Source organism: Bradyrhizobium sp. STM 3557 (assembly GCF_045571465.1).
GTDB lineage: Bacteria > Pseudomonadota > Alphaproteobacteria > Rhizobiales > Xanthobacteraceae > Bradyrhizobium.
Genome location: NZ_CP120697.1, coordinates 7746400 through 7765135 on the forward strand (window position 1 = coordinate 7746400; position 18736 = coordinate 7765135).

Below are 18736 nucleotides of genomic sequence, written 5' to 3' on the forward strand. Positions count from 1 at the left end.
ATCGAGCCGCCCCAGGATGGATTGAGCTCTCATATCTCCAACACTGTCATGCTCCGCGGTGGCGGAGCATGCAGTACTCGGCGGCAGAAGATATCGAGCCGGGACATCACGGCGTACTGGATCGTCCGACGGAGCCTGTCATCCGGCCGGCCGCAGGCCGGACCGGGTGGCGGACAATGACAGCGGGCCGTATCAATAGGACCGAGACTTCGGAAACAGGCATCTAGCTCCGGGAAATCGAGCAACGCTGAGGTTGAGGGTGCTGCGGCGTCAACCGGCCGCGGCTTGCTTCGCGCTCGCGCTCCGACATTCCTCGCTCAGAAAGCCGGCCACCGCATCGGCCGGCATCGGCTTGGCGAAATAATAGCCCTGGGCGAAGTCACACCCAAGGTGCCGCAGGCTATCGAGCTGGACCTCGGTTTCGACGCCTTCGACGATGCAGGCAATCTCCATGTCGGCGCATAGGCCGGCGAGCGACTTGACGATCTTGTGGCTCACCGGATTGGTGTTGATATCGGCCACGAAGCTGCGATCGACCTTCAGCTTGTCCAGCGGCAGCCGATGGATGTGGCTGAGCGAGGAATAACCGGTGCCGAAATCGTCGAGCGAGATGGTGCAGCCCATGGCCTTGAGCGTCGCGATCGAATCCTCGGCGCGGGCGAAATCATAGGTGATCGCGGTCTCGGTGATCTCGAATTCGATTCGGGCCGGGGAGACGCCGCTCGCCTCGATCGCGGAGATCAGGTGCAGGATGCCCTCCGGCGAGCAGATGTCGTGAGCCGAAAGATTGAACGATACGCGAATGTGCGCCGGCCAGGTCGCAGCCGCGGCCAGTGCCTTGACCAGCAGGATCCGGGTCAGGCCGCGAATGACGCCGATGCGCTCGGCCGCAGGGATGAAGTCCGCCGGTGATACCAGCCCGAGCCTTGGGCTCTGCCAGCGCGCCAGCACCTCGAAGCCGGTCGTCTGCTCGTTCCTCGCATCGATGATCGGCTGGAACGCAAGCTGCATCTCCTGAGCAAAATCCGCCGTGCGCAGCAGGTGCTCGATCAGGCCGCGGCTGCGGATTTCGGCCTCGTGCTCGGTCGAGAAGATCACCGCAGCGCCACGTGCATGGCGCTTGGCATGATAGAGCGCGTAATCGGCGCATTCATACAGCGGCTCGGCCGCTGCCGCTGAACGCGGGTAAAGCGCGAAGCCCATCGAGCAGGACAGCCCGGCATGCGCAGCGTCCAAGTGATAAGGCAGCTTGATGCGGTCGGTAATCTGGCTGCCCAGCGCGAGCAGATCGTCGTCGGTCGGATCGCCGCCGACCACGAGGCCGAATTCGTCGCCGCCGAGGCGCGCAAGATGAACCGCGAGGCCCCAATTGTCGCAGACCTCGCCTAGCCGTCGCGCCGCCTCGGTCAGCACGCGATCTCCCACCGTGTGCCCGTAGGTATCGTTGATCGGCTTGAAGCCATCGAGATCGATGATGCCGACGGCAAGCCTGGTGCCGTCGCGCTCGGCCTCGGCAAAGAAGCTGGCAAGCTCGGAGAAGAAGCGACGGCGGTTGGGAAGCTCGGTCAGCGAATCGCGATTGGCGAGACGAAAATTCTCATCGGACAGCGCTTGCGTCGCGGCCTGCTCTGCAAGCAGCGACTTGCGGCTGGCAACGAGCGCGGCAAAGTCGCGATAGTAGATGAACAGCACCGTGACCATCGCGCCCGAGACCAGCAGCTGGTTGACCGCGATCGCGCGCAGTGCAGGCTCGCCCGCAGCGATGAAGAAAGCAACGAAAGGAATGAGGACAACCAGCGTCACCATCAATGCCGCCGAGCGCAGATGCATCAGGCAGAAGATGATGCCGATCACGGTGACCGCCATGTAGAAGGCGATCTGGCTCTTCGCGAACGGATCGCCATAGGGAAACAGCGCAAGCGACCAGCAGACGAACAACGCCCCGATCGGACCGGCAATCCGGTTCGTGATCCGCAGATTGCGCAGGATGTCCGCATCATCGCGGACGCTGCCGCGCTGGCGCAGCCACCAGATCATCCGCGATCCGGTCAGCGAGATCAGCAGCAGCGGAACGACCGTCGTCAGCCATGCCGGCGCCAACGGCAAATAAGTGTAGGCGATCGCCATGCTGTTGGTGATCAGGATGAAGTAGAGCAGCGGCACCTGCTTGGAGAAGGCCTGGAACTGGGCGCGCGTGAGCTCGGGATTGTCCGCCGGCACCCGAAACAGATCGCGCGCACGCGTCAGGCCACGTCTCACCTCGGCTACCAGGTCCCGCATGCGCCTCCCCCATTCAACACTGGGACGCCAAGTTGCGCATCGCACGTAAACGGGACGTTAGGTGCAACAGCACAAAGAACGTGCAACGGTTGCATCTCACCGGCGCGCGACGCGCGCCGTGTCGACAGAAGATACGGCCCCTGATGCGCGGTGGCCGGGCACCGTCGAAGTCGCTTCCCTGCCGCGCCTATCGGCGCAGCCTGAACATATCCTTGGCTGCGACCAGGCCGCCGCCGGCGATCAGCAGCGCCGCCAGAGCGATATTGGCGCTGGCGTTGGCAAAGCCGGCGAGGATCAGGAACGCGGTCGAGAGCAGCGGCGTCGCATAGGAAGCGGCGCCGAGCACGCGGATGTCGCCGCGCTTCATGCCGATGTCCCAGGTGAAGAACGCGGCACCCACCGGCCCGACGCCGAGCCCGATGATCGCGAGCCATTGCAGCGATATCTGCGGCCAGACCGTACTCTCGAGCGCCAGGTGCATCAGCGCAGCCAGCACCGCGGTCGCGAGGCAAAAGCCGGCGACCGCATCGGTCGGCACGCCCTTGAGCCGCCGCGACAGCACCGAATAGGTGGCCCAGACGAACGCGGCGACGAAGGCTGCGATCAGGCCGGGTATCTGGCCGGCCGCGAAGCTCGCGCCGTTGCCGACGAACAGCAGCACGGTGCCGACGAGCCCAAGCGCGGCGCCGATGACGTGATGCGCCGCCAGCCGCTCACCGGGAAGGAACGCGGAGAACAGCACGATCAAGAGCGGCCAAAGATAGTTGAGCAGGCCAGCCTCTGCAGGCGGCGCGAATCGCAGCGCCAGGAAATACAGCGCGTGATAGCCGAACAGGCCGCCGACGCCGACGATCCACGCGACTGTCGGTTGCCGCAACGCCTTCAGCGCCTCGGGCCGGCCGATCCATGTCAGAAGACCCACCACGCCGCCGATCGCAAATGTCATGGCCGCCAGTTGGAAGGCCGGAATGGTGCCGGTCGCAACCGTCATCACCGACAGCAGCGACCACATCAGAATTGCGGTGAGACCGATCAGGGTAGCGGTACGGGAGGACATGGGGCCGTCATTGCAAGCTTAAGCGACACGTCCGCCGAAGCCTTTGAGGGCGTAGGCGCAGGCGGAAGCAATCCATGCCCGCTCAATAGCGAATCTGGATTGCTTCGTCGCTATCGCTCCTCGCAATGACGATCAAAAATCACGAGGTTCACCTCTCTAGTCCAGGTCTCCTGGCGGGATGAGGACGCGAACAGGTAAGCGCTGGACGAAAATGGTCGGCAGATGCTCGAATTCCGGCGCATAGCCGTGCTCGCGATATTCCTGCTCGGTGATCCGAAGATAGGTTTTGCCATCGGAGATCGTGACTGTCTCGGCGCCTCCGTTAAGGCCCTTGTGCCGACCGATGCCCTTGAAGGCCGCGTCCGCTGATTGAGGCGGCGCGACGACCTGTGAGAAGGCAGACGCACAGTTGAGCGCGAGGCTAGCCAGAATCGGCAACGAAAATCGTAGCACCATGGCGCCACCCCTTAGGGGGAGGACATAAGCACGTTATTCCAGAGCGCGAGGGCTCAAGCGAATCCCCATGCGCAATCGCGCACGGGTATTCTTAAGAAGCCGCATCCTCGCGCATGGCACAAATCGCTTCACGACTATCGCGCGCGTGTCCCGGATGACGGCTTACATATCACACCATGTACTGACCGCCATTGACGGTCAGCGTCGAGCCGGTGATGGCGCCGGCGTCATCCGCGGCAAGGAAGACGACGGCGCGCGCGATCTCCTCGGGCTCGCCGAGACGGCCGACCGGAATCAGCGGCAGGATGGATTTCTCCAGCACGTCCTTCGGCACCGCCTGCACCATCTCGGTGTTGATGTAGCCCGGGCAGATCGCGTTCACGGTGATGCCAGCCTTGGCCGTCTCCAGCGCCAGGGCCTTGGTGAAGCCGATGTCGCCGGCCTTGGCCGCGGAATAGTTGACCTGGCCGAACTGGCCCTTCTGGCCATTGATCGACGAGATGTTGATGATGCGGCCGAACTTGCGGCCACGCATGCCCTCGATCACCTGGCGTGTCATGTTGAACAGGGAGCCGAGATTGGTGTTGATCACGGCATTCCATTGCTCCAGCGACATTTTGTGGAATGCGGTGTCGCGGGTGATGCCGGCATTGTTGACGAGGACCTCGATCGGGCCGAGATCGGCTTCCACCTTCTTGATCCCTTCGGCACAGGCGTCGAAGGAGCTGACGTCCCACTTGTAGACGGGGATGTCGGTTTCGCTCTTGAACTTCTCCGCAGCGGCATCATTACCGCCGTAATTCGCCGCGACCTTGTATCCGGCAGTCTTCAGCGCCTTGCAGATCGACGCCCCGATGCCTCGCGTTCCGCCCGTCACCAACGCAACCCGTGCCATATCGAATCCTTCCCTCACTTTCCCTGCGAGCGCGACCTGACAGAATCAGCAACGCACGTCGAGGGGCTGTTGTTTGGACGATCTCCGCGGAGAGCGGTATTCACTTTCGCCGATCGCGCTCGCGCAGCACACCATTTTTGGATTTTCTTCTTAGCTTGGGATTATGCGGCGCGTTTGACGAACATCAAGAACAAAACGCCCGGCGACGTGGCCGGGCGTTTCTTTAGTTCAGTATGATGCGGCTGCGAAGAATATTCGGTTCGCAATCGCTGCCGATTTTCTAGTCGCGTGCGACGCACATCGCGATGCCCATGCCGCCGCCGATGCACAGCGTGGCAAGGCCCTTCTTCGCGTTGCGCTTCTGCATCTCATGCAGCAGAGTCACCAGCACGCGCGCACCTGACGCGCCGATCGGGTGACCGATCGCGATCGCGCCGCCATTGACGTTCACCTTGGCCGGATCCCAGCCAAGGTCCTTGTTGACAGCGCAGGCTTGCGCGGCGAAGGCCTCGTTGGCTTCGATCAGGTCGAGATCGGCAATGTTCCAGCCGGCTTTCTTCAACGCCGTCCGCGAAGCCGGGATCGGGCCCGTGCCCATGATCTTGGGATCGACGCCGGCTTGGCCCCATGACACGATGCGCGCCAGCGGCGTCTTGCCTTCCTTGGCCGCCTGCTTGGCGGTCATCAGCACCAATGCGGCTGCGCCATCATTGATGCCCGAGGCATTGCCCGCGGTGACCGAACCATCCTTCTCGAACGCCGGCCGCAGCTTGCCCATCGCATCCAAGGTCGCGCCATGACGCGGATATTCGTCCGCGTCGACGACGATGTCGCCCTTGCGCGACTTCACCGTGACCGGAACGATCTCGTCCTTGAACTTGCCGGCCTTCTGCGCCGCCTCGGCCTTGTTCTGCGAGCCGACCGCGAACTCGTCCTGCTGGGCCCGGGTGATCTGGTATTGCTTGGCGACGTTCTCGGCGGTGTTGCCCATGTGATAACCGTTGAAGGCATCCCACAGGCCGTCCTTGATCATCGTATCGACGAATTCGAGCGAGCCCATCTTGACGCCGCCACGCAAATACTGGGCATGCGGGGCCATGCTCATCGACTCCTGGCCGCCGGCCACGACCACCTCGGAGTCGCCATTGACCAGCGCCTGATAGCCGAGCGCGACCGAGCGCAGGCCGGAGCCGCAGAGCTGGTTGACGCCCCAGGCCGGGCTCTCGACCGGAATACCGGCGCCGATCGAGGCTTGGCGCGCCGGGTTCTGGCCCTGTGCCGCGGTCAGAATCTGACCCATGATGACTTCGGAGACGCGGCCGGGCTCGACACCCGCCCGCTCGAGCGCGGCCTTGATGGCGATCGCGCCGAGATCATGGGCGGGCATGTTGGCAAAGGCACCGTTGAAGCTGCCGACCGGGGTGCGGGCGGCGCTGACGATGACGACATCGTCTGACATGGGCATCTCCTGGAGCTTGGGTTCTTGGACTTGAAGGTTTGGAGAATGAGCGTCCGGCGGCCTGCAGTCCCAAGGACAGGCCGGGGGATGGGAATGGTCAATCTTCAGATTCCATCCTGTTAACGTCGTTGAGGCATGTCAATCGGCCGGAGGACCAAATCTCGCTGCGACGCATTTAATTTGACGCTCCTGACGATTTGCTGCGCAATACGTCTGCCGTCAGATTAACCTTCGCGCACAAAACCGTAGCCGAACTCGCCCGAAAGTGATTACTTTATTGCATTGCGTAGCTCGTTCGCCCTGCGGCGAAAACCGCAGGGTTCCCCGTCCTCGGTCTTTGTGTGTGAGCCCCCATGGCGAAATCCGACCAACCGACCACAATCAAGAAATACGCGAACCGACGGCTCTATAATACCGGGACAAGTACATACGTGACATTGGAAGACCTCGCGGCGATGGTGAAGAACGGCGAGGATTTCCTGGTCTATGACGCCAAGACCGGCGACGACATCACCCGCTCCGTGCTCGCGCAGATCATCTTCGAGCAGGAGAACAAGGCCGGCCAGAACCTCTTGCCGACCACGTTCCTGCGCCAGTTGATCCGCTTCTACGGCGACAGCATGCAGATGGTGGTGCCGAAATATCTTGAGCAGTCGATCGACACATTGACGCGCGAGCAGGAGAAATTCCGCAAGCAGATCGCCGACACCTTCTCGGGCACCCCTTTTGCCCCGCTCGAAGAACAGGTCCGCCGCAACATGGAGCTGTTCCAGCAGACCTTCTCGATGTTCAAGCCGTTCGCCCCGACGCGCGGTGCGGAGGAGAAGACGCCCGAGCCAGCGGGCAGCGACAATATCGACGATCTGCGCCGCCAAATGAAAGAGATGCAGGACCGGCTCGACCGCATGTCGGCCGAGCCGAAGAAGGACGAAGGCGGCGGCTAGTCCATCACCGCCCTGAGAAGCGGGCTGGCGCGAGCCCTCGCCATTCACTCAACTGTCGTCCCGGCCTTGAGCCGGGACCCATACCGCGTGATATCTGAAACAGGCACGCGGCCAATATCGCGTGTAACAGTTAAATCCTGTGGTTATGGATCCCGGATCGCGCTCGCATGCGCTCGCTTGTCCGGGACGACTGTGAAGTTGCGGCGGCACCGTAGCTGCGCGGCGACCACTTTGGCGTATCTGCTTTAGCGTCAGCCTACCCCACCGCCGGCAGCACCTGCTCGTCGGCCGGCAGCCATGGCCGCGACGCCGAGGCCAGCCCGATCAAGCGGCCCTGGATGTAGTCGCAGCCCCATTCCTGCAGCAGGCCGGCCGACTCCTCGTCCTGCACCCACTCCGCGACGGTTTGAATCTTCAAACGTTGCGCCAGCTCGATCAGCGACTGTACGAAGGCGCGGTCATCGACTGAGCGCGCCAGGTTCTGCACGAACGCACCGTCGATCTTGACGATGTCGACACCGAGCTTGCGCAGGTTGCGGAACGAGGTGTAGCCGGCGCCGAAATCGTCGATCGCGATCCGGCTGCCGAAATCCTTCAGCCGGGTGACGAAGCCTCTGAGATCGTCGATGTCCTGGATCTCGACCGTCTCTGTGATCTCGACGATCAGCCGTTCGGCGACGCCTGGATGCGCGCGCATCATCGATTCGATCGAGGCCCACCACACCGGGTCCATGGTCGTGTCGGGCGAGATGTTGAGGCTGAGGCGCGCCTGCGGCGCATCGGCGAGTTCGGCGACCACGAGCTCAAGCACCCGGTGATCGACCAGACGGATCAGGCCGAGCCGCTCGGCGACCGGCACGATGTCCGGCGCCAGCAGCACCCGTCCGTTATCCTGCTCCAGCCGCACCAGGCATTCGTAGAAGGCCGTATCGCGCGTGCTGGTCCGAACCACGGGCTCGAAGGCTGTGACGATCCGCCGCTCGTTGAGCGCGGTGACGATCTCGTCGGTGACGCGGATGTTGACCCGGCGCTGCGCATCGCGCTCGACATTCGGGCGCCAGGTCGCGAACGAGCCGGCGCGCCGGCGCTTGGCGGCGTCGAGGGTCTCATGCGCGCGGTTGATCGCCTCGTCGGCCGACCGCGCATGGCGCGGCGTGCTGATGGCGCCGATCGAGACGGTGACCGCGACCGGCCCGGACGTGGTCGGCACCACCTCGTCGCGGACCCCGGTCAGGAAGCGCTCGGCCGCATTGGTCATGTCGTTGACCGAGCAGTTCTTGAGGATCAAGCCGAACTTGTTGCCGGAGAAGCGGCCGAGCACGTCGCCGCCGCGAAGTCGGGCACGGATGCGCTGCGCGATCTCCAGGATCACGCTGTCGGCGACGTCGAAGCCGAAGGCCTCGTTGATGCGGGCGAGATGATCGATGCAGACCAGCATGAACGCGCAGGAGTAGCGGAAGCGCTGGGCCTCCTCGATCGCCTCGGCGAGCGCTGCGATCAGATGGGTGCGATTGAGCGCGCCGGTCAGCGGATCGTGCTGCGCCAACATCAAGAGGTGCTCGTCGCGGGCGTGTCGCTCGTTGTTGATGCGGACGATGCCTTGGACACGCGACGGCCGGCCATCGGGACCAGCGAACCAGCGGCCGGTCTCCTCGATCCAGATGAGCGGCGTAGCCGAGCTGATCCGCACGCCATATTCGATCCGGTAGGGCGTGCCGTCCTCGCCATGGACGGGCGGTGACTGCAGCAGGACGTCGGAGCGGACCGACTGCTCCGGCTCGATCAGCGTCGCGAAGTCGGCACCCCTCGACAGTTGCGCCAGCGGGATGTCGGTGAAAACAGCGCCGGCATGGTCGCTCCAGACAATCACGTCGGTCGCGATATCCCATACGAACGCAGCCTGGCCGAGCGAGGCGAGGATCAGCGAGGTTTGCGGCACGTCGGATGTCAAGATCGCCTCGTTTCGGGACAGGGCCGGGCTTCGCGTCGGCGCCGAGATGTGGAGCGGCCGTCTCCATCCGCAGCGTGCGGCGACCCCGGCCTTTACGAATCAGCCTACGCATATTTGGTTAATGGAGAGCATGTCCTTGCAACAGGCCGACGTCAGCCGGGCTGACGGATGTTTGGGCGGAGCGGCGGGGCACACACGATCAGTTTACGGCGGCCGCGGGAACGACTTAAGCGCAGCCGGCATCACTCTTGCGATGCGCTCAGCAGGAAAGGGTCCGGCGTCCCGGAATGCGACAATCGAGCCGGATATGGTCGTGCGATGTTAAGGATTGATCGAGCCGAGACCGCAGCCAATGGCGCCGATGCCAAGCCCGCCAGCACGGCGCTGGTGCCGATGGCGCCGGCCTCGTATCAATCACCGGTCAGCAGCCGGATGTCGCGGCCGGATCCGACCTTCGTGGCCCATCTGATCGCTACCGCCCAGCAGCTGCCGCAGACCCGCCATCTGCGCCGCGCAGCACCGCAGGAGGCGCTCTCGGCCTACGCAGCGCATCTGGAGCCCACACCACGGACCGGCCCGCAGACCCGCAGATCATCTGACCAAGGCGAGATCGGCGAGCGCTGGCTCTACGGCTTCGACGGCTCAGTGTGATCAGGCGTCTCGGACGGCGCCGGTGTGGTGGCCGTGGCGTGCTCCTCAGCCTCTTCGACTTTCGGCGACGGCTCGGCGGCGGCTGGCGCAGGCTGCGGAGCGGGAGCCGGATGCGGCGCGTGAGCGGGAGCGGGATGATCGAGCAGTACTGATTCCGCCACCGTTGCCGCCGGCGGCACCGGAGCGGGCTCCGTCACGACAGGCGCGGGTGCTGGTGCTGGTGCGGCTGTTGCAGGCGCCGGCTCGGGTGCAGCAGGAACCGGTTCGCGCGCTGGTGCTGCTTCAACGTGCGGCTTAGCCACGGGCGCCGGTTCGGGCACGGGCGCCGGCGCGACGGCCGGTGCTGCCACCGCCGCGCGTGCCCGCGCAGCGCGCTTGGCGCGCAGGGCAATGCCGGAGAAGAACTCGACCATCGCCAGCAGCGCCAGCAGGAAGAAGGTCGAGTTGGCGAATTTCGGCCACATCACGAACTCGGCCGCCGCGCCACCGAACACCAGAAACGACAGCAGATGGTCGGTGAGAAATTTGCCGCGCGCCGACTTGATCACTTCGAGGAGCAGCAGCACGATCCCGAGCGCAACCAGGATGTCGCCGAGCGACGCCGGCCAGACCTCGCCCGACACCAGCCGCAGTCGCAGCAGCGGAGGGTCGAACTCGACCCCCGGCATCAGGAACACGATCATATTGTAGATCGCGAGCGGGATCAGTAGCAGCGGGAAACCGACCATGGACATCGGCGAGGCCCTGAGTGGCGCGCGAGCAGATGGCCACGCGCGATTTCAACCAGACCGGGGAGCCGCGCGGGCAGACGGGCGCAGCGCTTTGGTCCACGCACAACGGTCCCGGCGAACCTTTCGCGCGGGACCGGTTTCAACCTCATCAATGGCCGAATTCAGGCGGAACCGAGAGCCGAAGGCCTGCGCCTCACGGCGCAGCCCGGCCTCAGACGTCCTTCTTGGCCTTCAGAACCTGCCGGCCCTTGTACATGCCGGTCTTCAGGTCGAGGTGGTGCGGACGGCGGAGCTCGCCGGAATCCTTATCCTCGACATAGGTCGGCTTCGCGATCGCATCGGCCGAGCGGCGCATGCCGCGGCGCGACGGCGAGGTTTTTCTTCTGGGGACGGCCATATCGGTATCCTCTAGGGGTGATTTGCAAGGCATCGTCCGCAAATGGACGGCTGCAGCCAGCGGAAGCTGGCGAGCCCGGATGCCGATCAAGGCCGCGCTTATAGGGGATTGAGGGCGGCAATGCTAGGCCCGTTTGCGGCAATTGGGGCCAAAATTCGTGAAGCGAGCCGCTATCGGCCATTCCAGCAGGTCTGCAGGGCCGGCGATTGCCCCCGCGCCATGTAGGTTATGGCAAGCCGGCGCACTCCGGGACCGGGCGTGCGGGCGCTGCGCTTGACCGGATTGGGCAGGATCGCGGCCAGCAGTGCCGCCTCCCGCGGCGATAGCGCGGCCGCCGACTTGCCGAAGGCATAATTGGCGCCCGCCTCGGCTCCGAACTGGCCTGACGGCCCGAGCTCGGCGATGTTGAGATAGAGTTCCAGGATCCGCCGCTTCGGCAGCAAAGCGTCGATCCACAGCGCCAGCGGCAGTTCCAGGGCCTTTCGCACAAAGCTACGCCCTGGCCACAGGAACAGGTTCTTCGCTACCTGCTGGGTGATGGTCGAACCGCCACGGGTCACCTCACCATCCTCGGCATCATCCACCACCTCGCGCAGCGCGTCCCAGTCGACACCGTGATGACTGCAGAACTTGGCATCCTCCGCCGATACCACCGCGCGCGGCAGATAGGGCGACATCGCCGACAGATCGATCCAGCGCCGCTCGACCGGCCTGCCCGTCACCGAGCGCCAGAGCATCAGGGCCGAGACCGGGTGACCGACGGCATAGAACGGCGTCAGCACATAGGGCACGAGCAACACCAGCACGATGACAACGACGAGGGTTCGGAGGGCGCGCAAATTGAGGCTTCGCCTGGCTGAAATGGCGGTTGGGGTGGGATTCTGCCCGGATTATCCAATACAGCCAGGAAATTTCCTGCCTTTTTCGGCCTCGTTGCGGCCGAAAGCCGCCCTTACGCCCGCAATTGACGAAGACCGCGCCATCAACGATTGTCCGGCCGAATTTTGCCTCCCTGGAGCCATTCTTGATGACCGTGACGGCCCTGACCGACTTCACCCGACGCCTGGACAAGACCGCCGAGGACACCGAGGCCCTGCTGGCTGAGCTTTTGTCGGATGCCCCCATGCCCGATGAGATCGTCCGCCCCAAGCGGCTGATCGAGTCCATGCGCTATTCGAGCCTGGGCGGAGGCAAGCGGCTGCGCCCCTTTCTGGTGGTGGAGAGCGCCGCCGTGTTCGGCGTGTCGCCGAAAGGCGCGCTGCTGGCGGGCGCCGCGCTCGAATGCATCCATTGCTACTCCCTGATCCATGACGACCTGCCGGCGATGGACAATTCCGACCTGCGCCGCGGCCGCCCCACCCTGCACAAGGCCTATGACGACGCCACCGCCATCCTTGCCGGCGACGCGCTGCTGACTATCGCCTTCGACATCATCACCCGCGACGAGATCCATCCCGACGCGGGCGTCCGCCTGGCGCTGACCCGCACCCTGGCCCGCTGCGCCGGCATCGGCGGCATGGCCGGCGGCCAGATGCTCGATCTCGCCGGCGAAGGCCGCTTCGGCGATCGCGAGCCGGTCGACGTCGCCCGCGTGCAGCAGATGAAGACGGGCGCCCTGCTCCGCTTCGGCTGCATCGCCGGCGCTCTGCTCGGCCAGGCTACGCCGAAGGAATATCAGGCGCTCGACGATTTCGGCCGTGCGCTCGGCGAAGCCTTCCAGATCGCCGACGACCTGCTCGATGTCGAGAGCGATGCCGCCACGCTCGGCAAGCCGGCCGGCGCCGATGCCGAGCTCGGCAAGACCACCTTCGTCACCCAGCTCGGCATCGACGGCGCCAAGCAGCGAGTCCGCGACCTGCTCGCGCGCGGTGACGCGGCGCTGTCGATCTTCGGCGACAAGGGCGACGTGCTGCGCGCCGCCGCTCACTTCGTCGCCGAGCGCAAGAACTGAGCCGGAGGGCCGATGGCGGGCAATGCGACGGACGACGATCCGGTTCTTGCCCGCTTCACGCGGTTGCCGATGGCGCTGCGGGTGGTCTATTCCCGGCCGCGCACCTTTATCGCGCTCGGTGTGGCCATCGCCGCGACCTTGGCGCTGCCGCACGCGCTGCGGCTGGGCACGCGCCTGCTGATCGGCTGGGACCTCTTCGCCGCGCTCTACCTCGTGCTGGTCGCGGTGCTGATGCTGCGCAGCGAGCACCATCACATCCGCCGCAAGGCCATCATGCAGGATGACGGCCGTTTCGTGATCCTGCTGGTGACCGCGCTCGGCGCCTTTGCGAGCGTGGCCGCGATCGTCTCCGAGCTCGGCGCCGCCAAGGGCAGTGCGGTCGCCTTGGCGCTGGCGACATTGACGGTGACGCTGTCCTGGGCGCTGGTCCACACCACCTTCGCCCTGCACTACGCCCACGACTATTATCGCAGCAAGACGCCCGGCGGGCTGCAATTCCCTGCTGGAGACGGCAAGGAGCCGGCGGACTACTGGGATTTCGTCTACTTCTCCTTCGTGATCGGCATGACCGCGCAGGTCTCCGACGTCGGCATCACCGACAAGGTCATCCGCCGCACCGCGACCGTGCACGGCGTCATCTCGTTCGTCTACAACACCGCGCTGGTCGCGCTGATGGTCAACATCGCAGCAAGCGCGATTTCGGGCTGATATGACGGCGACTTGGTCGCCACCCTCACCGCGGACTCAGTGCACCCTCTCCCCTTGTTGTGGGAGAGGGTGCACCGTCCGCGCCGACAGAGATCGTTCAAGCCAGCTCGCAACACTTGACGAACAGCGCTCAACCAACAGCACTCCCCAGCAGTGCCCAACTAACAGCGATCACTCTCAACTCCCACCCCTCAATTGCACACCTCGGCATTGGCGTTGTTGCCGGGGCCGCCGCCGCCGCGATATTCGAGATGGCAGCCGCGCTGCACCGGGCGGCAGTGAGAGGCATCGCAATAGATCTGGCCGCTGGACCGGGGTGGCCGCGATGCCTCGACACGCGGTTTCGCAAAGGCGCCCGCGCCACTGCGGCCGCCACCAATGCCGATCCCGACGTCCATGTCGGGCAGTGGCAGGTTCCGCTCGGTCCGCGAGCGCCTGCGGGCCGGAGGCTCGTCATCGCCATTGTCACGCCTGACCATCGACCTCTTGCTGTCGCGCCGCTTCTCGCATTCATTGTCGTCATTGAGGAACGAGCCGGATGCGCAGACGATCTTGCTGCAATGGTCGCCATCGGCCTCGAAGCCGTGCGGGCAGACCAGCGGGCAGACCCGGCCCTGCTTGCGCCGGATCGCCTCGAGCGCATCGGTACTGGCAGCTTCGGTGTCGAGCCTGGTGCCGGCGCGGCGGTTGAACAGCGCCAGTGAGCGCCGCGAGGCCGCGCCCCAATCGCCGTCGGCATCCTCGGTCAGGCAGCCGACGCGACGGAGCTCGATCTGCACCGCCTTGGTGAGATCGGCAGGGGACTGGCCCTGGTCCAGCGACGCCACCACGGGACCCTTCTCTGGCGATGGCGCGGCGGGAGCGGCGGCCCGCTGGTCGGTATCGCCAGCACTGGAGGCCGGAATAGAGGCCGCGGTCTGGATGGCCATCTCCTGGCGCTTGCGTTCGGCGTCCGCCGCCTGTTGCTGGGCAGCCTGAATGGCCTTTTCGGCGGCGAGCCGCACCTGCTCGGCGGCCCGGGCGTCGGCTTCAGCCTTGGCGAGCGCCTCCTTGCGCGCGCCCTCGGCGGCGAGCCGCGCCCGTTCGGCTTCGGCCGCGCGCGCCTTGTCGGCGGCAGCGTCGCGATTGTCCTCCGCCACCAGCTTGTCGAGCTGCAGCTTGGCGAGGTTGGCGTAGAACCCGCTGGGATATTGCGCCAGGAATGCCCCGAGCGCGGCCTTGTTGCCCACCTGCAGCGCCAGCTCATAGTCGCGGCGCGCGCCATCCTGCGGATTGGGCGCGGGCGGAGCGGCCGCCTGCGGTGCCGCGCGCGGCGCACCGGGAACCAGCGGCACGTCCTCGCCGCCGAGCGAGCCATAGACGAACGGCTCCTGCCTGTTGTTGGTGTTCTTCAGCACGTCGTCGCGCACGAAGCCGAACGCCTTGCGCACATCGAGACCCGGCGTCGTGATATGGCGCGACAGCGCCAGCGTGAACGGGCTGTTCTTGCCGTCGCCATCCTGGGCGGTGGACCCCGCCTTGGCCGAATAGGCGATCAGCGTGTTCGGGCTGTTCGGCTCGACCTTGGCAAGACCGCGGCCGATGCCGCGCGTCGCCACCGTCCGCTGCATGATCCGGGAGAAGGGATTGTCGCGGCAGGCGTCGAGAATGACCAGCCGCAGCTTCCGCGCCGGCTCGATCGCAACCAGAATCCGGTCCAGAGACAGCGTCTCGTCGTAGACATCGGTGTCGCGCTCCAGGCGCGCGTCGACCGGGATCAGATAGTTGGAACCTTCGACCTCGATGCCGTGGCCGGCGTAATAGACCACCGCGATATCGGCATCACGGGTGGCGTCGGCAAATTCACGCAGCGCGCGCCGGGTCTCCCGTGCGCTGAGGTCCTGCCGGTAGTCGACGAGATCGAAGCCGGCGCTCTTGAAGGTCGCGCTCATGACGGCCCCATCGTTGATGGGGTTCGCGAGCGGCGGCACGTTCTGATAGGCGGAGTTGCCGATGATCAGCGCCACGCGCTTTTCCGCCAGCGCCGGTTGAGCGAGCAGCAGCAGGGCCGCGGCGACGAAAAAGTGGCGGATTCGAAAGGATCGCGGCCAGCGAATCCGGAAAATCATCGTAAATACCCCCCATGGTTGGGAGAACCTGTTTTGCTCTTCGCTAGCAGAACGCGGCCCATTGGCTTGTGACCGACCTCACGAAGCATTATTCCCGCGAACTGCGACGAAAGCCGATCTTACTTTGTCGCAGGCCACTGGCGCAGGTTCGCGCCTTGCCAAGCATGTGTTTGCGTTCAAAATACGTGCTCGCATTTCCGTGAGGAGGGATCGCCGTGAGTGCCGACCGTTCCAGTGTTGAAGCCGTGGTGCAAGGCTATTTCGACGCGCTCCATGAGGGCGATGCCGACAAGCTCGGCGCGATCTTCCATCCGACCGCCGATCTGAGATCGCAGGAGAACGGCGAGCTCAAGGTTCTCACCGTGCCGGATTGGCTCGCCTGGGTTCGCAAGCGCCCGTCGGCGAAGGCGGAAGGCAAGCCGCGCGAGGATTTCATCGTCACCATCGACCGTTCGGACGAGAACACCGCCTTCATCAAGGTGCGCTGTCAGCTGCCGCCGCGCTATTTCACCGACTACCTTATGGCGATGAAGCTGAAGGATGGCTGGCAGATCGTCTCCAAGTCCTTCCGCTACGACCTGCGCGATTGAGGTGGCGCCGCAAGCGCGCAACAGGACGAGATGGCAGGCTATTTTCAAGTCTTTTTGATCCTGTTGGCGGTGCTGGCGGGAACCGCGCTGCTGGCGCGGCGGATCAACATCGCGCCGGCGATCCTCTTGATGCTCGCCGGCATCACGCTGGCCTTCACGCCGGGCATGCCGGCTTTCACGTTGCCGCCGGAGCTGGTGCTGCTGGTGGTGCTGCCGCCGCTGATCTATTCGGCCAGCGTCGCGATGAGCTGGCGCGAGTTCAGATACAATCTGCGTTCGATCAGCCTGCTTGCGGTCGGCAGCGTGATCTTCACCGCCTGCTTGGTCGCCGTCGCCACACATTACCTGATCGGACTGTCCTGGAGTGTCGGCTTCGTGCTCGGCGCCATCGTGGCGCCGCCCGACGTGGTGGCGCCGCTGGCGATCGCCCGCCGGCTCGCGATTCCGCGGCGGATCCTGGTGGTGCTGGAGGGCGAAGGGCTCGCCAACGACGCCACCGCGCTGATCCTCTATCGCTTCGCGGTGGCCGCGATTGCCACCGGCAGCTTCTCGCTGCCGGTGGCCGCCGGCGAGTTCGCCATCATCGTCATCGGCGAGATCGCCTTCGGCATCGCTGTCGGCTGGACCATGCTGCGGGCTCGCCATTACGCGCGCGACCCGCAGGTCGAGATCACGCTGTCGCTGATCACGCCCTATCTCGCTTATTGGATTCCGGAGCATCTCGGCGGCTCCGGCGTGATCGCGACCGTGGCCTGCGGCCTCTATGTGAGCTGGAACGGCCCACTGCTGATCGCCGCGGCGACGCGGCTGCAGGGCATCTTCTTCTGGGACCTGGTGATCTATCTGACCGAGGGCCTCTTGTTCCTGCTCACCGGCTTCCAGCTTCGGCACTTGTACGAAAGATCCAAGGCGTTCCCGCTGGAGGACATCCTGGCCTCGACCGCGCTGGTGATCGCCGTCATCGTGATCGCGCGCTTCGCCTGGGTGTTTCCCGCAATCTTCGGCCCGCGCTGGATGAGCCGTTCCTTGCGCGCGCGCGACCCCGCGCCGCCCTGGCAATGGGCCTTCATCATCAGCTTCGTCGGCGTGCGCGGTGCCGTCTCGCTCGCCGCCGCGCTGGCACTGCCGCTGACGCTCGCGAGCGGCGCGGCCTTCCCCGAGCGCGACCTGATCCAGTTCGTCGCCTTCGGCGTCATCTTCGTCACGCTGGTCGGCCTCGGTCTGACCCTGCCCCGCGTGGTGCGCCGGCTCGGTGTGGCGGAGGCCGGCCGCAGCGAGATCGTCACCGAGCACAGCAAGGAGATCGCGGCGCGGCGCGAGGCGCTCAGCGCCGCTTTGCAACAGCTCGATGCGATCACCGATGACCGCGAACTGTCGGAGGAGGTGGTGAAGCTGCTCCGAGCGCGGCACGAGGTGCGCACCAGCCAGCTGCCGCCCGAGCTCGACTGCGACGAATATGACGCCTCCGCGCTCGGCATCGAGCTGACGCGCGAACTGATCGAGACCGAGCGCAAGTTCATTCACCAGATGCTCCGCGACGGCAGGATCACCGACGAAACCCGCCGGCGCATCGAGCGCGACCTCGACCTCGAGGAAGCCAGCCTCGCCAACCGGGAATACGGCGAGGCGCCGTTGTGACGCGATTTGCGGAGCGCAACCTCCACCTCACGCACGCCGTCATTGCGAGGCGCAACGCGCCGAAGCAACCCAGAGGCTCCGCGCGCGATTCTGGATTGCTTCGTCGCTTGCGCTCCTCGCAATGACGCGGTTGGACCATCCGCTATCCACCACTGTCATCGCCGGTGTCATCGCCGGGTTCAGCCCGGGCGATCCAGTATGACCGAGACGGCAGGTCTCCATCACCATCGCTGCGGCGTACTGGATCACCCGCCTTCGCGGGTGATGACAACATGATACGAGGCCGCATTCTCGCGGCACATCTCGTACTCGAGATGTTATGGGCTTCTGCGTTCGCAGGTGCGACGATGCGCATCGTGGCTGACAGTCGGGCGTTACCGCTCGATTACCCAGCGCGTCACGGCTTGATGGTAGTTGAGCGGTCCAGGTACGGTCTTGTAGGTCTTGACGTATTTGAAGCCGGCCTTCTGGAGCGTGCGGTTGGGCGCGACGTTGTAGGCGTTGGGTTCGCAGAACAATTGCTTGAGCGCAAAGGTGCGGAAATAGATCTCGACGGTGCGGCGGACGCATTCGACGCCGATACCCCGTTGCCGGAGCTCCGGCACCACGACATGCAGGTGCATGTTGGCGCGGCTGCCGAACACGATCTTGTCGCAGCTGGAGAAACCGATCGGCTTGTCGTCAAGACGCCAGATGACGACGAAGTTGGGCCGCTCGGAAATCGGCTGAGCATAGAGCTCCTTGAAGCGGCTGCTCCAGATAGATCTGCCGGGCATCCGCGTCGGATCGACACCCATCGTCTCCAGATGCTCCGGCGTCGAGGAATGGAAATAGTCGATGACGATGTCTGTTTCGTCGAGCATCATCTCGCGGACATCGAGGTTCATTGTGAAATTTCCCTACACCAGCAACTGCATGTT

The 18736-nt window shown here is 64.9% G+C and carries 17 protein-coding genes; 6 read left to right on the forward strand and 11 right to left on the reverse strand.

The genetic code is table 11. The features are described 5' to 3' along the window. Positions 1-270: 270 nt before the first annotated feature. The 5 genes from P6U24_RS35750 to P6U24_RS35770 all read right to left on the reverse strand — a co-directional run bounded on the left by P6U24_RS35750 (position 271) and on the right by P6U24_RS35770 (position 6147). A complete protein-coding gene (locus P6U24_RS35750; RefSeq protein WP_407157065.1) occupies positions 271-2280 on the reverse strand; it encodes a putative bifunctional diguanylate cyclase/phosphodiesterase in 2010 nt (669 codons plus the stop codon). 187 nt (positions 2281-2467) lie between these two features. Beyond that, the gene (locus P6U24_RS35755; RefSeq protein ID WP_407157066.1) at positions 2468-3337 is read right to left on the reverse strand and encodes a DMT family transporter; all 870 of its coding nucleotides are present in this window, start codon (positions 3335-3337) and stop codon (positions 2468-2470) included. Positions 3338-3493: 156 nt separating this feature from the next. Beyond that, positions 3494-3793, reverse strand: a complete 300-nt coding sequence (locus tag P6U24_RS35760) for a hypothetical protein (protein WP_407157067.1) — start codon at positions 3791-3793, stop codon at positions 3494-3496. Between the two features lie 169 nt (positions 3794-3962). Next, positions 3963-4688 carry a beta-ketoacyl-ACP reductase gene (locus tag P6U24_RS35765; protein WP_407157068.1) on the reverse strand — a complete coding sequence of 242 codons (726 nt, stop codon included), beginning with the start codon at positions 4686-4688 and terminating at the stop codon, positions 3963-3965. A gap of 280 nt (positions 4689-4968) precedes the next feature. Then, positions 4969-6147, reverse strand: a complete 1179-nt coding sequence (locus P6U24_RS35770) for an acetyl-CoA C-acetyltransferase (protein WP_407157069.1) — start codon at positions 6145-6147, stop codon at positions 4969-4971. A 353-nt stretch (positions 6148-6500) separates the two neighbouring features. Between P6U24_RS35770 and phaR the strand changes: the two genes are divergently transcribed. Beyond that, positions 6501-7091 (forward strand): polyhydroxyalkanoate synthesis repressor PhaR, encoded by a 591-nt coding sequence (gene phaR / locus P6U24_RS35775; protein ID WP_407157070.1) that lies wholly within the window; start codon positions 6501-6503, stop codon positions 7089-7091. 256 nt (positions 7092-7347) lie between these two features. Here the strand turns inward: phaR and P6U24_RS35780 are convergent, their stop codons facing one another. Next, positions 7348-9042 (reverse strand): EAL domain-containing protein, encoded by a 1695-nt coding sequence (locus P6U24_RS35780; RefSeq protein WP_407157071.1) that lies wholly within the window; start codon positions 9040-9042, stop codon positions 7348-7350. 318 nt (positions 9043-9360) lie between these two features. Here P6U24_RS35780 and P6U24_RS35785 point away from each other — a divergent pair, with 318 nt between their 5' ends. After that, positions 9361-9693, forward strand: coding sequence for a hypothetical protein (locus tag P6U24_RS35785; protein WP_407157072.1), 333 nt, complete (start codon positions 9361-9363; stop codon positions 9691-9693). Here the strand turns inward: P6U24_RS35785 and P6U24_RS35790 are convergent. From P6U24_RS35790 to mtgA, 3 genes are all read right to left on the reverse strand, one after another. Next, on the reverse strand, positions 9669-10427 hold the full coding sequence (locus P6U24_RS35790) for a hypothetical protein (protein ID WP_407157073.1): 759 nt from the start codon (positions 10425-10427) through the stop codon (positions 9669-9671). The genes P6U24_RS35785 and P6U24_RS35790 overlap by 25 nt on opposite strands. A gap of 208 nt (positions 10428-10635) precedes the next feature. Continuing rightward, positions 10636-10821 (reverse strand): 50S ribosomal protein L32, encoded by a 186-nt coding sequence (gene rpmF / locus P6U24_RS35795; RefSeq protein ID WP_407157074.1) that lies wholly within the window; start codon positions 10819-10821, stop codon positions 10636-10638. A 170-nt stretch (positions 10822-10991) separates the two neighbouring features. Further along, positions 10992-11660, reverse strand: coding sequence for a monofunctional biosynthetic peptidoglycan transglycosylase (gene mtgA, locus P6U24_RS35800; protein WP_407157075.1), 669 nt, complete (start codon positions 11658-11660; stop codon positions 10992-10994). Between the two features lie 188 nt (positions 11661-11848). Between mtgA and P6U24_RS35805 the strand changes: the two genes are divergently transcribed. Both P6U24_RS35805 and P6U24_RS35810 read left to right on the forward strand, forming a co-directional pair. Further along, entirely contained in the window at positions 11849-12772 is a 924-nt protein-coding gene (locus P6U24_RS35805; RefSeq protein ID WP_407157076.1) for a polyprenyl synthetase family protein, read from the forward strand. A 12-nt stretch (positions 12773-12784) separates the two neighbouring features. Continuing rightward, positions 12785-13480, forward strand: coding sequence for a DUF1345 domain-containing protein (locus P6U24_RS35810; RefSeq protein WP_407157077.1), 696 nt, complete (start codon positions 12785-12787; stop codon positions 13478-13480). 191 nt (positions 13481-13671) lie between these two features. Here P6U24_RS35810 and P6U24_RS35815 read toward each other — a convergent pair whose 3' ends face one another. Continuing rightward, on the reverse strand, positions 13672-15588 hold the full coding sequence (locus P6U24_RS35815; protein WP_407157078.1) for a caspase domain-containing protein: 1917 nt from the start codon (positions 15586-15588) through the stop codon (positions 13672-13674). Positions 15589-15803: 215 nt separating this feature from the next. Here P6U24_RS35815 and P6U24_RS35820 point away from each other — a divergent pair, with 215 nt between their 5' ends. Further along, positions 15804-16178, forward strand: coding sequence for a nuclear transport factor 2 family protein (locus tag P6U24_RS35820; protein ID WP_407157079.1), 375 nt, complete (start codon positions 15804-15806; stop codon positions 16176-16178). A 30-nt stretch (positions 16179-16208) separates the two neighbouring features. Continuing rightward, on the forward strand, positions 16209-17816 hold the full coding sequence (locus tag P6U24_RS35825; protein ID WP_407157080.1) for a Na+/H+ antiporter: 1608 nt from the start codon (positions 16209-16211) through the stop codon (positions 17814-17816). 374 nt (positions 17817-18190) lie between these two features. Here the strand turns inward: P6U24_RS35825 and P6U24_RS35830 are convergent, their stop codons facing one another. Next, positions 18191-18703 carry a GNAT family N-acetyltransferase gene (locus P6U24_RS35830; protein ID WP_407157081.1) on the reverse strand — a complete coding sequence of 171 codons (513 nt, stop codon included), beginning with the start codon at positions 18701-18703 and terminating at the stop codon, positions 18191-18193. Positions 18704-18736: the final 33 nt, after the last annotated feature.